Genomic DNA, 13,428 nt, shown 5'->3' with positions numbered 1-13,428 from the left:
TTTGGGTCTTCTTCGAGAGAGGAAGGCTTTTTTCGTTGAAAAAGGAAAGGCACCTCTAGGGCACCTTTCCTTTTGTTCTAAAATTCGAGTTGGCAATTAAAGGCTGTTCCCACCATTAGATATTAGCTTAGTTTAGGACATGTTCTGTAATGGCTTGAGCGACTCCATGCTCATCATTTGAAGCCGTTACTAAGTTTGCAGTTTCCTTAACCCCTTCAGGTGCATTGCCCATAGCAATTCCTAGGCCAGCTAGAGCTAGCATAGGACTATCGTTGAAGTTATCTCCGATAGTCATGACTTGTTCAAGAGGAAGGTCATAATATTTGGCAAGCTCAAGGAGAGCATGTTCTTTAGAAACATGTTTGGCAGTGACTTCAAGGTAGTTATCTTTAGATAAGTAGAAGGCTGTCTGTGGAAAATCCATGCTTAGGAGTTTTTGGTGGAGGTCCTGGATAACTTCAGGCTCATCAATCAACAATAGCTTGTGGATAGGTGGTTCTGAGTCTGAGACCGTGTCTTGCAGTTCCTTAATGATAGGAGATTCACCCGTAATACTTCCTTCTAGCTGAGACCATTTGTCTAGTTCGTTGGTGATCCAGTCCTTGCCAGAGTAGATATTCACAGAGACACTTGGATAATCTGTGGATAAGTAGTTAAGAAGTTCTTGGATTTCAGCTTTATCCACAGGGTGTTGTATGATAGTACGATCCCCCTCAAGTACTAAGGCACCGTTGTAGCAAGCGATGGGATTGTCATGAAGTCCCAGTTTATGAGCAATTGGTTGCATCCCTAGTGGAGAACGGGCAGAAGCTAAAACAAAGGGAATATTTGCCTTTTCAAGCTCTGGCATTACCTCAATCAGTTGCTCATCCACCTGGTGGTTACTAGTGAGAATAGTGCCATCAATGTCACTGATAATCAAACGAATATTACTCATAATCGCTATCCTTTCCATCGTATAAAATCGTTACTTTATCTTTAAGAGACTCGACCAAATCAGGATCAGGTTCTTTATCTGTAATCCAGTAGTCAAAGTCTTCAATTTTGCTCAAGATATATTTGGAGTGCTTTTCATATTTATCAGATTCAGCAATAAGAATCTTGGTTCTAGCAGCTTGCATGGCCAGTTGTTTGACAGCAACGTCTTCTTCATCTTCATAGCTGACCACTCCTTGACTGAGACTAGCCGCTCCGAAGAAGGCTAAGTCAAACTGTAGATGTTGCAAGAGCTGAGTTTCGTGAAGCGAATAGTAGAAGCGGTTTTTGCTGTAAAATCTTCCTCCCAAGAGATGAAAGTCGATTCCTTCTTTGCCACTTAGGACCAAGGCATTATCCAAAGAGTGGGAGTAGACAGTTACGCTCTTAGTCAATTTTTGTGAAACTTCAAGCATCAAGGTAGAGACATCGAAGAAGAGAAGAGATTGGTCTTTGACAAAGCTAAGCGCTAGGTCTGCCATTTTTTTCTTGTCTTCAGTGAGTCCTTTCTGACGTTCCTGGAAGCCAAGAACAGTGGTATTTTTAACTGGAAGAATGCCACCATGGGTACGCTGAGCCAGATTCCTCTGGCTGAGGCAGTCGAAATCTCTTCTGACGGTATCTTTGGAAACACCCAATGCGTCAACCATTTCCTTGACAGAAAGGCTTCCTCGCTCTTCCAAGAGTGTTAATATTTTCTCTAATCGTTGTTCCTGATACATGTGTCACCTTCTTTCTGATACTAGTATAGCATCTTTTTGCTTTTTTGCAACACAAAAACGCAAAAAAACTTAAAAAGAATGAAAAAGATGCAAAATAGACTTAGGTGAATTTGCCTTTTAAAGTTCCTTTATCATCTTTAAAAATCCTTCAAAAATGCTATAATAGAAGCATTACGAATATTGGAGAGAAACCATGAGTTTTTACAATCATAAAGAAATCGAGCCTAAGTGGCAAAAATACTGGGCTGACAATCACACTTTTGAGACAGGAACAGATGCCTCAAAACCTAAGTTTTATGCGCTTGACATGTTCCCTTATCCATCTGGAGCGGGTCTTCACGTAGGACACCCAGAAGGCTACACAGCGACTGATATCCTTAGCCGTTTCAAACGTGCGCAAGGTTACAATGTCCTTCACCCAATGGGATGGGATGCCTTTGGCTTGCCTGCAGAGCAATACGCTATGGATACAGGAAATGACCCAGCGGAATTCACAGCAGAAAACATTGCCAACTTCAAACGCCAAATCAATGCGCTTGGCTTCTCTTACGACTGGGACCGTGAAGTCAATACTACAGATCCGAACTACTACAAGTGGACGCAATGGATCTTCACCAAGCTTTACGAAAAAGGTTTGGCTTATGAAGCAGAAGTGCCAGTAAACTGGGTTGAAGAATTGGGAACAGCTATCGCCAACGAAGAAGTTCTTCCAGATGGAACATCTGAGCGTGGTGGCTATCCAGTTGTCCGCAAACCAATGCGCCAATGGATGCTCAAAATCACTGCCTATGCTGAGCGCTTGCTCAATGACTTGGATGACCTTGACTGGCCAGAGTCTATCAAGGACATGCAACGCAACTGGATTGGTAAATCAACTGGTGCCAATGTCACTTTCAAAGTAAAAGGTACTGACAAGGAATTCACCGTCTTTACGACTCGTCCAGATACTCTTTTTGGTGCGACCTTCACTGTTTTGGCGCCAGAGCATGACTTGGTAGATGCCATTACAACACCTGAACAAGCTGAGGCTGTAGCTGACTACAAACACCAAGCCAGCCTTAAATCAGACTTGGCTCGTACAGACCTTGCTAAGGAAAAAACAGGGGTTTGGACTGGTGCTTATGCCGTCAACCCTGTCAATGGGAAAGAAATCCCAATCTGGATTGCGGACTATGTTCTTGCTAGCTACGGAACAGGTGCTGTTATGGCTGTACCTGCCCACGATGAGCGTGACTGGGAATTTGCAAAACAGTTTGACCTTCCAATCGTTGAAGTCTTGGAAGGTGGGAACGTTGAAGAGGCTGCTTACACAGAAGATGGCCTTCACGTCAACTCTGACTTCTTGAACGGTCTCAACAAAGAAGAAGCGATTGCTAAAATCGTGGCTTGGTTGGAAGAAAAAGGCTTTGGTCAAGAAAAGATCACTTACCGTCTTCGTGACTGGCTCTTTAGCCGTCAACGTTACTGGGGTGAACCAATCCCAATTATTCATTGGGAAGATGGTACTTCGACAGCTGTTCCAGAAAGTGAACTCCCACTTGTCTTGCCAGTAACCAAGGACATCCGCCCTTCAGGTACTGGTGAAAGCCCATTGGCTAACTTGACAGACTGGCTTGAAGTGACTCGTGAGGATGGTGTCAAAGGTCGTCGTGAGACGAATACGATGCCACAATGGGCAGGTTCAAGCTGGTACTACCTCCGCTATATCGATCCACACAACACAGAGAAATTGGCTGACGAGGACCTTCTCAAACAATGGTTGCCAGTCGATATTTATGTGGGTGGTGCTGAACACGCCGTACTCCACTTGCTTTACGCTCGTTTCTGGCACAAATTCCTCTATGACCTTGGTGTTGTACCTACTAAGGAGCCATTCCAAAAACTCTTCAACCAAGGAATGATCTTGGGAACAAGTTACCGTGATCACCGTGGAGCTCTTGTGGCAACTGACAAGGTTGAAAAACGTGACGGTTCCTTCTTCCATGTGGAAACAGGGGAAGAGTTGGAGCAAGCACCAGCCAAGATGTCTAAATCCCTCAAGAACGTTGTCAACCCAGACGATGTGGTGGAACAATACGGTGCTGATACCCTTCGTGTCTATGAAATGTTCATGGGACCACTCGATGCTTCAATCGCTTGGTCTGAAGAAGGTTTGGAAGGAAGCCGTAAATTCCTAGACCGTGTTTACCGTTTGATTACAAGTAAAGAGATTGTTGCGGAAAACAATGGCGCTCTTGACAAGGTTTATAACGAAACTGTTAAATCTGTTACTGAGCAAATCGAGTCTATGAAATTCAACACAGCCATTGCTCAGCTCATGGTCTTTGTTAATGCTGCCAATAAGGAAGATAAACTCTATGTGGATTACGCCAAAGGCTTTATCCAATTGATTGCCCCATTTGCGCCTCACTTGGCGGAAGAACTCTGGCAAACAGTCGCAGAAACAGGTGAGTCTATCTCTTATGTAGCTTGGCCAACATGGGATGAAAGCAAATTGGTTGAAGACGAAATCGAAATCGTCGTTCAAATCAAAGGTAAAGTCCGTGCCAAACTCATGGTTGCTAAAGACCTTTCACGTGAAGAGTTGCAAGAAGTCGCTCTTGCTAATGAAAAAGTCAAAGCAGAGATTGATGGCAAGGAAATCGTGAAAGTGATTGCGGTACCTAATAAACTCGTTAATATTGTTGTAAAATAAAAATAAATCCTTTGGAGCTTAGCTCTGGAGGATTTTTTTAGGCTCAGCTTGACAAGAAATAGTAGTTTTGTTAATGTTGTTAACAAAAAGAGGGACACTATGAATAAGAAAGAACTGCATAAGTTTAATAATCGTTTTAACAGTTTTGTTTTAGCATTTGAACAGTTGAAAAAAGATCAACATCGGAACAGTATTGATAAATCAATCACTATTAATGAAGTCCATTTGATTGACCTAATAGGTCGGAATCAGCCTGTGAATTTAGTGAAATTATCTGAGTTACTTGAAGTCTCTAGGAGTGCCATTACTCAGAGTGTTAGACGTTTAACCAAGAAAGATCTCGTTTCTTTTGAATTTGCACCAGATAATGAAAAAAATAAATATCTGATATTATCCCAAAAAGGGGTTGACGTTTTTAATATCCATAAAGAGCAGCAAGAACATATTGAGACAGCCATTTTTTCAGTTTTAAGAAACTATAGTGAGGAGGATCTTCAAATGGTTATGAAATTGATGGATGATGTTGAAAAGGTATGGCAAGAATTACCGTGGTAAAAATCACGGTAATTTTAAAACTATATTGTTAATTGTATTAACAAAAAAGAGGAAGATATGAATATAAAAATTGAACTGATCTCAGAGTCTGATTTAGCAGACGAATCTTTTAATATTGTCATCGATGGCTTAAAACCAAGAGAAATATATCGAGTCGAAATGTTTCTATCCGATTATTATTGTATCAATGCTCCCATGCTTTTAGCTCATGATGTTTTATGGAAATCAGCAGCGACTTTTGTATCAGATAAGAATGGTATTATTGATATTTCACAAACTCCATCTTGTTCTGGCTCTTATGAAGATATTGCAACAATGGGGTTATTCTTTAATGCCAAACCTTTGACCAATAGGAAAAAGAAACTTCCAAACTCTCTTTCTAAAATTCCCTTATTAGATCACTTTTTTGTGGAAATCAAAATTATACAAGGTAATACTGTCGTCGCAGAGAGAACTTTCACAAGACATTACATGAGTTCGCAAATTAGTCATCAAGATATTTACGGGAAACATTTTCAAGGGAGACTCTTTTATGATAAAAAGGCAATGAAAGCACCAGCATTGATTATTGTGAGCGGTAGTGAAGGAAGGATTGAAAAGGCACAGAATATAGCTCAGCTTTTATCTTCTAGAGGTTATATTTGCCTAGCAGTTGCCTACTTTGGTTTAGAGGGGTTGCCAAAACATTTGGAACGTATTCCTTTAGAGTGCCTTGTGGAAGCAAAGTATTATCTACGTCAGCATCCTCAAGTAGATAGTGAAAAAATTGGACTCTATGGACGTTCTAAGGGAGCAGAGTTAGTTTTAGCTGAGGAGAGCATTTTTAATGACGTTCAATGTTTGGTACTAAATTCACCCTCTGATGTGGTATATGAAGGGATAAAAGGAAAATGGAACTCTCATACTTCTTCTTGGACGCATTTGCAAAAAGAACTTCCTTATCAAAAGTTTCGACTTAGAGATTATCTGTTCAGCAAACTTTTAAAAAAATCCTTCCCTAAAGATTGCTCTGCTAGGATAGATATTGGTCAAATGTATTCACCAATCTTACTGCTCGGAAGTACTGTTGATGAAATATGGGATGCCTCGTCAGCAATTGATGATATTGTCTCACATTATAAAGGACACCACATTACATTTAAAAAATATCATGAAACAGGTCACATGTTGACAGTGGCTTATCAACCCAATCATCGCTATCGAAAAGATTGGCGTTTACTGATGAAAGAGAGTAAGGATTCTTGGTTGGCTACAATTCATTTTTTTGATAGGCATTTGAAGAAGCGATAACATAAGATTATAAATATGCTATAATAGTCCCAACTAAGATAAAAACACAGTTCTGGTTGGTAGTCCAGACGTAGGCAAGCCTATCAGTAACCTTCCTCCTTGGTTGTCCATTCTTAGGGATAGATTTAAGGAGGTGCTGTCGTGGAAACAATTTCAATTGGATTGACAGTTTATTTTGAAGATGGTTTTTGGCATGGTTTGTTCGAACAAGTGTATCGAGAAACTTATAAAGTTTGTCGTGTGACATTTGGTCAGGAGCCAAAAGATGATGAAATTCTAGAGATTTTACAGACTCAGTTTACTCAGTTATCTTTTAGTCCAGAAGCTATAGTTAAGCAACATGTAAAAATCAAGAATCCTAAACGATTACAGCGAGCTGTGAAGAAACAAGTAAAGCAGAAAGTTTCTTCTAAGTCGAAAGAACTATTGCAGTTGCAGTATGAGGCAAGGAAAAAGATTTCAAAACATCAATCTAGTGTCCAAAAACAATTGTTCAAACAAGAGAAATTTGAACGCAAACAGCAAAAACGAAGAGACAAGCATAAAGGACATTAATGTGTTTCTCTTTATAGAAACAGCTCTTTTCTAAATAGAAAGGAGCTGTTTTACTAGTATTGAAGAATAGATTTCAACTATTTCCTAATCTAGTGACTTATCATCAAAAGTTTTACTGATGATAGTTTCAAATTCTGGACAATACTTACTTGCCTCAAATTCAATGATTTCATATTGAGCAATCTCATTTTGATAGAATGGATCGTGTGTAATGATTTTTTGAACAGCTTCTTTATTTTTAGCTCTCACGAGAATGATACCACCGGTTCTTGGATTTTTCCTTCCAGATGCAATAAAAAGACCTTTTGTATAATACTGATTTAAAAAATCTATGTGTTTTTCTAAGTATTTTTCAACTGCATCAAGGGGCTTAATATAGGTAAGATTTACAATAAACATAAGTGACTCCTTTAAAATGAATGATAAATAGATTATAATACTCTACAAACAAATTGAATAGTAGGCACATTTTTGTAAGGAGAAAAAATGTTAACAAATAAAAACTGGAATTGCAGTATGTCTCGGGTCTTAGATGTGGTTGGTGGGAAATGGAGAATGAATATATTATGGGTTATAAACAAGCATAAGAAAGTTCGTTTCAATCAATTGAGAAGAGAAGTTGAAGGGATTACAACTATCAGTTTGACACGTGGACTAGATGTTTTAATAGAGAACCAATTGGTTGAGAAATATGATTTTGAAACTATGCCACTCCATACAGAATATGGGCTGACAGAAAAAGGCAAGTCACTGATGCCGATTTTAAAGGACTTGAATCAATGGGGAAAAGAATGGCTGCAATAAATTTTCTCCTCATTTTAATCTCTTCCGTATCGCCACTTAGCTCTTCATTTTGACCACTTATCCCCCAAAGCCGTTTTTTAAACGGCTTTTTTGCTAGACTGGTTCTATCAAAAGGAGAGAGAACATGATATTACAAGCTAAAAACATAAGCAAACGGTATGGGAACCACCTTGCTGTTGATAATATTCAATTACAATTTAAAAGAGGGACCTTCAATGCAATTCTAGGACCAAATGGGGCGGGGAAATCAACGACGATTTCCATGTTGATTGGTTTGAAACAGCCAACGAAAGGTGAAATCATCTACGAACCAGGTACTAAAATTGGTGTGGTCTTCCAAACCAGTGTTTTAGATGAGATGCTGACGGTTAGGGAAAATCTGACCATTCGTGCGAAACAGTATAAAGGCTTAAAACCCGATCGTGTGTCTGATCTTATTGATCGGCTAGGCCTATCAGCTTTCCAAAAACAGAAATATGGGACTCTTTCAGGTGGCCAAAAGCGTCGGGTTGACATTGCGCGTGCCCTGCTCTCACAACCAGATATTCTTTTCTTAGACGAACCAACGACAGGTTTAGACATTCAAACCCGGAAGTCTATTTGGGATTTGCTCTATCAATTGCAGAGAGAAGAGGGGATGACCGTTGTACTGACCACGCATTATCTTGACGAAGCAGATGAAGCTGATCAGATTTATATTGTGGACCATGGGAAAGTGATCGCTCAGGGATCGGCATTAGATATTAAGAGCCAGTATGCAAGAAACATCTTGAAGATTCGTTTCAAGGAGATGCAGCAGATAGAAAGTCTTAAAACTTCGGGAATGTCAGTGGAGCGACAGGGACCATTAGAGTATGTTTTTCAACCTGAGAGTGAAAGGCAAGCCATTGATTACCTGGCGCAAGTTGGAGATAGAATAGCCCATTTTGAGTTTCGTCCAGGGACCATGGATGATGCCTTTATTGCACTTACAGGAAGGGAGGTTCGCTAATGATAGCCTTACTAAAGCGAAATTTTCTATTGTACTTCAGGAATCGTTCAGGAGTTTTCTTCTCTCTGTTGGGTGCCTTGATTTCCTTTATTCTTTATATTATTTTTCTTCAAAAAAATCTAACAGATGCTTGGGCTCAGCTCCCCAATAGTGGCCCTTTGTTAAATAATTGGTTGATGAGTGGGACGCTAGCTGTGACAGGGATTACGACGAGTCTGGCTGCCCTAACTCAGTTGGTAAAGGACCGTGAACATCAAGTAGATAAGGATCTTTATTTATCGAATCAAGGGAAGTGGCGGTTACCATTTTCGTATCTAGCGAGTGCAATCATCATTTCTTTTGCCATGCAGGTCCTTATGTATGTGCTGATGTGTGGCTATTTTAGAGAAGTTCCAAAATTATCCATACTACCCGAACTTCTCCTCATTATGCTGCTTAGTAGCGTGCTTTCTAGCTTAGTGAATGCCATTTTTGTTTACTTTTTCCAATCCGTAGACAGTCTTGGAAAGTTTGCGACCATAGTGGGGACAGCTTCTGGTTTTTTGGTAGGAACTTATGTACCTTTGGGCGTTCTACCTGATTTTGCACAACTACTAATGAAATGTACTCCAGCAACTTATATTGCTGCACTTTATCGGCAAGTCCTCATGAAAGAAACATTAAGTGAGACCTTTAAAGGTCAAGATAACCTTCTTCAAGAGTTTCGAGAAAAAATGGGCATTCAGCTCAAGTGGCAAGGTTTGTTGACAAAGGAAAATACTTACCTTATAGTGTTAGGAGGTATTCTTCTAGCAAGTATTCTTTGGATTGTTTTAGTGAAAAGAACTAGCCAGAAAAAATAAGTGAGAGTTGGAATAGGAATGAAACTTCGTTTTGAAGAAAAATCAGATATTTCGGCAAAGGATCCCTGTGTGGTCATCCAAGCAGAGCGATTGTCTGATCAAGCACGAGAGGTAATGGATTATCTCGAACAATTTTCAGTTGTAAATCAAGTGGTGATTCCTATTAAAACGGATGATCATTTGGTTATGGTAAAAATTGATGACATTATCCTAGCTGAGATTGATAAGAATGTGTTAACGATTTATACCGTAAACAATACCTATACGATGAGAGAGACACTGACAAACTTTCAGCATCGCATCAATCGTCGAAGTTTTTTACAGATATCACGTCATGCTGTTATGAATATAGACCATTTGGAGTCCCTATCAGATAGTTTTTCTGGCAATATGATGGCTAAAATGACAGGTGGAGTGAAGTCCAGTGTCAGCCGAAAATATGTCAAATCCTTGATGGATTATTTAGGGGTGTAGGAGGAACCAATGAAACGTTTAATTGCTTATTTTGTATCCGGCGTGAGAACGGGATCGTTCTTTTACCTTGCACTCCTTTTACTTGGTCAATTATTTCCGCAGCTTATCTATCCCAAAGTTAGTGTTGGGAATATTTTAGCCCTCTTTATGATGAGTGGTTTGATGGGAATGCTCTCGTGGATTTTGGAAGAGCTTGACCGCATGTCGTACAGACTTAGAGTAATCTTGCATTTCTTGTTGACGGCGATTGTACTTACACTGACTTGCCTACTATCAGGCTGGTATGAGGCTTTAACGAACCCTGCTATCTGGATTGTTTTCATTTCCGTTTATAGTATTATCTGGCTTTATCTCATTTGGCAAATGCATATGAGAACACAGCGTATTAATCAAGCTTTACTACATCGTCGAAGCCAGAAAAAGAAAGAAAAGTAATAAATTATAGTAAACTTCAAAAATACTCTTTTTCCTCTTGACCCTCACGCCACGTCATAGCCTATACTCTTAATCAGAGAGGAGTTCTAATGAAATCTGTAAAAGAAGTGAGCCAACTATCAGGTGTCAGTGTGCGCACCCTTCATTATTATGACGAAATTGATTTGCTGAAACCATCAGTTGTTGCTGAAAATGGTTGCCGTTACTATAATCGCGATGCGGTTGTCCGTTTGCAGGAAATATTGCTTTACCGTGAGTTAGACTTTCCTCTCAAAAAAATTAAGGAAATCGTAGGTCAACCAGGTTATGACAAAGTTCAAGCGCTTAGGGATCAGATTAAGCTCTTAGAGCTGAAAAAGTCCCGGTTGGAAGCCGTCATAGCTCATGCCAAGGCCTTACAAATGGAGGAAGAAGAAATGTCATTTGAAGCATTTGATCAAAAAGCTGTAGAAGCCTTTCAGGAAGAAGCTCAGGCTAGATGGGGCCAGACAGAAGCTTATCAAGCTTTTGCGGCTAAGGGAGAGGAGTCCTTCCCTGAAGTTACCAAAGAGATGACTGCAATCATGTCTACCTTTGGACAGCTCAAGGAGTCTAATCCTGGTGACAATAGTGTTCAGGAGCAAGTAAAGGTGTTACATGACTATATTAGTCAGCATTTTTATCCATGTGACCAAACGGTATTAGCTGGTCTCGGTCAGATGTATCAAACAGATAATCGCTTTTCTAGTTTTATTGATAAAGTTGGAGGAGCAGGGACTGCCACTTTTCTCGCAGAAGCTATTCGTATTTATTGTCAATAAACTAAAGCCAAAGTCTTAGGGACTTTGGCTTTTTTCATGCCATAGTGACATTTATGTCACTATTTTTATAATCATTTAATGCTTATAATTAATGTATCGTTTTAGAAGGCGATTAGTTAACTGTTTCTGCTATTTTGCTTGAAATTTTCTTGCAGATAATCAGATATAAACTAATTAAATTCTAACTTAAATCAAATTTACGGAGGAAATCATGTCCATTTTAACCATCGACCACATCTCAAAGTACTATAATCTCGACGGTACGAACCAAGAGCGCGCTTTGAACGATGTTACACTTGAGATTGCACCAGGAAAGATTACTGCTATCTACGGTCCATCTGGCTGTGGTAAGACCAGTCTGCTTAGTATTATTAGTGGCTTGGATAGTCAGTATCAAGGAAATCTTTATTTCAAAAATCAAAACATGAGAGATTTTTCAGAGCGTGACTTGACCTATTTTAGAAAGGCTCACATTGGCTTCGTCTTTCAAAATTTCAATCTTATCTCTCATCAATCAGTCCTTGAAAATGTCAAGATGCCTCTTTACGTTAAAAATATGACTGATAAAGAGATGGCCGAGATTGCGGAAAGGGAGCTTAGCCGTCTTGGAATCGGAGACTTTATCAAGAAAAATGTTAAGCAGCTTTCTGGTGGGCAAAAACAACGTGTGGCCATTGCCCGTGCCCTAGTCAATAATCCAGAAATGATTGTGGCTGATGAACCGACAGGTTCTCTTGATTCTCAGTCTCAGGAAAATGTTCTCGACATTTTTAAAGAGCTAGCCGAGGCAGGTAAAACTGTGATTATCGTAACCCATAACCCTGAAGTGGCGGATTATGCGGATGTTGTCATTAAAATGAAGGATGGTGAAGTCGTTGAAACAATCGAAAAATAAGGGGTTGACCCTCAAGAACAAGCTCAAATTGTCATTGAACAACTTTATGGAACGTAAGTGGCGTAATCTTTTGATTGCGACGGCAACTTCCATTGGTTTTATCGGTGTCCTAATTTCCTTTGGTTTGGGAAATGCTATTGTTGGTATGATTAATGACAGTACCGATGGTGGCAACATTCCATCCCAAATTCAGATCAGTCTTAGTGCTAAATCAGCAGCCAGAGGGGTTCTAAATGCGGATGATGAGAAGTTTATTCGTAATCAGATTAAGAGTGATGACATTAAGTATTTGGAGAGTCCCTTTGGAATGAATATGGCAAGTCTTACCCTTGATGGCAAGACCATGGATTTCAGTAAGGACCTTCCTAACTATTCTCAGGTTATCAGTCTTTACAAGAACACAAAAATCTCTACATCTCGCAATGATAAGGATAAAATTTCAGCTGGGAAACCTTTTAAATCTGAAGATGAAAATGGCTTAACCCTTCCGATGAGTTTTGTCAAACGCTACAACCAAGAAACAGGGAAGAAGCTCAAGGCTAAAGACTTTATCGGTAAAGAAATTTCAGCTCAGATTGTTGAAAATACTGCTGAGGGAACTAAAGTAGCGGATATCAAGACTAAGATTGTCCGTATTGTTGATGACAGCGAGGATGCTGAAGAGAGCAATAGCTATATGCCAGCTAAACAATTGGAAGAATTGCTCAAAGAAAATGGCTTTACCAAAACAGTCTCTTACATGCTTTTGGAGCTCAAAGATCCAGCCAAGACTAAGGAAGTCACTAAAAAATTGCAGAAAAACAAGAAGTATCTGGTTCTTTCACAGCAGGCTATTCTAGATGTCATTATTAAATTCATCCGTGTGATTCAGGCCCTCTTGATTATCCTTTCGTCACAAGCTATCCTAGTTTCAGCTGTCATGATTGGAATTATCATCTATATTAACATCATGCAACGCTCAAAAGAGATTGGTGTTATGAAGGCCGTCGGTTACCTTAATCGTGACGTGAAAGCTATCTTTGTTTATGAGGCACTTTGGATTACGGGTATCTCACTAGCTCTTGCCCTCCTTGTATCGCAGGGAATTGGAAGCTTGGCCAACATGATTGTTTCACATCTCTACCCAAGTGTCAGCAAGGTGTTTGACCTAAATCTGCCCTCAATTCTCATCATGTTTGGCTTCTCACTCTTGATGGGCTATGTGTCAGCCTACCTTCCAGCCCGTAAAATCAGTAAAATGGATCCTGTCGAGTCCCTAAGATATGAATAGAAATGAAGAGTAGTCTCCCTAGGCTACTCTTTTTTTGTTAAAACAAGCATTAGAAAATTCAGAAAATCCAAACAATAATTAACTTTCTGAAAAGTGGAGACAATTGCTCAAAAATGCTATAATAG

Annotated in this window: 15 protein-coding genes; 12 read left to right on the top strand and 3 right to left on the bottom strand. The window is 39.7% G+C overall.

From position 1 onward, the window contains the following. Positions 1-127 precede the first annotated feature (127 nt). A complete protein-coding gene (locus AX662_RS08835; protein WP_060972212.1) occupies positions 128-937 on the bottom strand; it encodes a Cof-type HAD-IIB family hydrolase in 810 nt (269 codons plus the stop codon). After that, positions 930-1,697: a DeoR/GlpR family DNA-binding transcription regulator gene (locus AX662_RS08830; RefSeq protein ID WP_060972211.1), complete on the bottom strand. Its 768-nt coding sequence runs from the start codon at positions 1,695-1,697 to the stop codon at positions 930-932. The genes AX662_RS08835 and AX662_RS08830 overlap by 8 nt, the downstream gene beginning before the upstream one ends. Before the next feature lie 193 nt (positions 1,698-1,890). Between AX662_RS08830 and leuS the strand changes: the two genes are divergently transcribed. From leuS to AX662_RS08810, 4 genes are all read left to right on the top strand, one after another. Then, positions 1,891-4,392, top strand: coding sequence for a leucine--tRNA ligase (gene leuS, locus AX662_RS08825; RefSeq protein ID WP_060972210.1), 2,502 nt, complete (start codon positions 1,891-1,893; stop codon positions 4,390-4,392). Positions 4,393-4,491: 99 nt separating this feature from the next. Beyond that, positions 4,492-4,947 carry a MarR family winged helix-turn-helix transcriptional regulator gene (locus tag AX662_RS08820; RefSeq protein ID WP_045771710.1) on the top strand — a complete coding sequence of 152 codons (456 nt, stop codon included), beginning with the start codon at positions 4,492-4,494 and terminating at the stop codon, positions 4,945-4,947. 57 nt (positions 4,948-5,004) lie between these two features. Beyond that, positions 5,005-6,237 carry an acyl-CoA thioesterase/bile acid-CoA:amino acid N-acyltransferase family protein gene (locus AX662_RS10785; protein ID WP_060972209.1) on the top strand — a complete coding sequence of 411 codons (1,233 nt, stop codon included), beginning with the start codon at positions 5,005-5,007 and terminating at the stop codon, positions 6,235-6,237. 141 nt (positions 6,238-6,378) lie between these two features. Next, entirely contained in the window at positions 6,379-6,792 is a 414-nt protein-coding gene (locus AX662_RS08810) for a YjdF family protein (RefSeq protein ID WP_060972208.1), read from the top strand. 84 nt (positions 6,793-6,876) lie between these two features. On the opposite strand, the gene AX662_RS08805 is transcribed toward AX662_RS08810, so the two are convergent. After that, entirely contained in the window at positions 6,877-7,191 is a 315-nt protein-coding gene (locus AX662_RS08805; RefSeq protein ID WP_060972207.1) for a YciI family protein, read from the bottom strand. A gap of 87 nt (positions 7,192-7,278) precedes the next feature. Here AX662_RS08805 and AX662_RS08800 point away from each other — a divergent pair, with 87 nt between their 5' ends. From AX662_RS08800 to AX662_RS08765, 8 genes are all read left to right on the top strand, one after another. After that, entirely contained in the window at positions 7,279-7,596 is a 318-nt protein-coding gene (locus tag AX662_RS08800) for a winged helix-turn-helix transcriptional regulator (protein ID WP_060972206.1), read from the top strand. Between the two features lie 124 nt (positions 7,597-7,720). Next, positions 7,721-8,587: an ABC transporter ATP-binding protein gene (locus tag AX662_RS08795; RefSeq protein WP_060972205.1), complete on the top strand. Its 867-nt coding sequence runs from the start codon at positions 7,721-7,723 to the stop codon at positions 8,585-8,587. Beyond that, the gene (locus AX662_RS08790) at positions 8,587-9,429 is read left to right on the top strand and encodes an ABC transporter permease (protein WP_060972204.1); all 843 of its coding nucleotides are present in this window, start codon (positions 8,587-8,589) and stop codon (positions 9,427-9,429) included. Before AX662_RS08795 ends, AX662_RS08790 begins: the two co-directional genes overlap by 1 nt. A gap of 18 nt (positions 9,430-9,447) precedes the next feature. Further along, positions 9,448-9,903: a LytTR family DNA-binding domain-containing protein gene (locus tag AX662_RS08785; RefSeq protein WP_002886486.1), complete on the top strand. Its 456-nt coding sequence runs from the start codon at positions 9,448-9,450 to the stop codon at positions 9,901-9,903. 9 nt (positions 9,904-9,912) lie between these two features. Next, complete coding sequence (locus AX662_RS08780) at positions 9,913-10,338, top strand: DUF3021 domain-containing protein (RefSeq protein WP_014633849.1); 426 nt, start codon at positions 9,913-9,915, stop codon at positions 10,336-10,338. 89 nt (positions 10,339-10,427) lie between these two features. Further along, a complete protein-coding gene (locus tag AX662_RS08775) occupies positions 10,428-11,138 on the top strand; it encodes a MerR family transcriptional regulator (RefSeq protein WP_060972203.1) in 711 nt (236 codons plus the stop codon). A 211-nt stretch (positions 11,139-11,349) separates the two neighbouring features. Continuing rightward, positions 11,350-12,033, top strand: a complete 684-nt coding sequence (locus tag AX662_RS08770) for an ABC transporter ATP-binding protein (RefSeq protein ID WP_021143517.1) — start codon at positions 11,350-11,352, stop codon at positions 12,031-12,033. Continuing rightward, positions 12,002-13,303: an ABC transporter permease gene (locus tag AX662_RS08765; protein WP_082757404.1), complete on the top strand. Its 1,302-nt coding sequence runs from the start codon at positions 12,002-12,004 to the stop codon at positions 13,301-13,303. The genes AX662_RS08770 and AX662_RS08765 overlap by 32 nt, the downstream gene beginning before the upstream one ends. Positions 13,304-13,428: the final 125 nt, after the last annotated feature.

Origin of the sequence: Streptococcus sp. CCH5-D3, from assembly GCF_001556435.1 — a bacterium.
In the GTDB taxonomy this organism is placed as follows: Bacteria; Bacillota; Bacilli; order Lactobacillales; family Streptococcaceae; genus Streptococcus.
Note: the sequence above shows the minus strand (reverse complement) of the source record. Positions and strands in the feature narration are given on the sequence as shown.

What these genes read in the sequence shown, in the direction of transcription:
- leuS (WP_060972210.1), top strand. Translation starts at nt 1,891, where the DNA reads ATGAGTTTTTACAATCATAAAGAAATCGAGCCTAAGTGGCAAAAATAC.
- AX662_RS08820 (WP_045771710.1), top strand. Translation starts at nt 4,492, where the DNA reads ATGAATAAGAAAGAACTGCATAAGTTTAATAATCGTTTTAACAGTTTT.
- AX662_RS08800 (WP_060972206.1), top strand. Translation starts at nt 7,279, where the DNA reads ATGTTAACAAATAAAAACTGGAATTGCAGTATGTCTCGGGTCTTAGAT.
- AX662_RS08770 (WP_021143517.1), top strand. Translation starts at nt 11,350, where the DNA reads ATGTCCATTTTAACCATCGACCACATCTCAAAGTACTATAATCTCGAC.
- AX662_RS08830 (WP_060972211.1), bottom strand. Translation starts at nt 1,697, where the DNA reads ATGTATCAGGAACAACGATTAGAGAAAATATTAACACTCTTGGAAGAG.
- AX662_RS08790 (WP_060972204.1), top strand. Translation starts at nt 8,587, where the DNA reads ATGATAGCCTTACTAAAGCGAAATTTTCTATTGTACTTCAGGAATCGT.
- AX662_RS08785 (WP_002886486.1), top strand. Translation starts at nt 9,448, where the DNA reads ATGAAACTTCGTTTTGAAGAAAAATCAGATATTTCGGCAAAGGATCCC.
- AX662_RS08780 (WP_014633849.1), top strand. Translation starts at nt 9,913, where the DNA reads ATGAAACGTTTAATTGCTTATTTTGTATCCGGCGTGAGAACGGGATCG.
- AX662_RS08835 (WP_060972212.1), bottom strand. Translation starts at nt 937, where the DNA reads ATGAGTAATATTCGTTTGATTATCAGTGACATTGATGGCACTATTCTC.
- AX662_RS08805 (WP_060972207.1), bottom strand. Translation starts at nt 7,191, where the DNA reads ATGTTTATTGTAAATCTTACCTATATTAAGCCCCTTGATGCAGTTGAA.
- AX662_RS08765 (WP_082757404.1), top strand. Translation starts at nt 12,002, where the DNA reads ATGGTGAAGTCGTTGAAACAATCGAAAAATAAGGGGTTGACCCTCAAG.
- AX662_RS08795 (WP_060972205.1), top strand. Translation starts at nt 7,721, where the DNA reads ATGATATTACAAGCTAAAAACATAAGCAAACGGTATGGGAACCACCTT.
- AX662_RS10785 (WP_060972209.1), top strand. Translation starts at nt 5,005, where the DNA reads ATGAATATAAAAATTGAACTGATCTCAGAGTCTGATTTAGCAGACGAA.
- AX662_RS08775 (WP_060972203.1), top strand. Translation starts at nt 10,428, where the DNA reads ATGAAATCTGTAAAAGAAGTGAGCCAACTATCAGGTGTCAGTGTGCGC.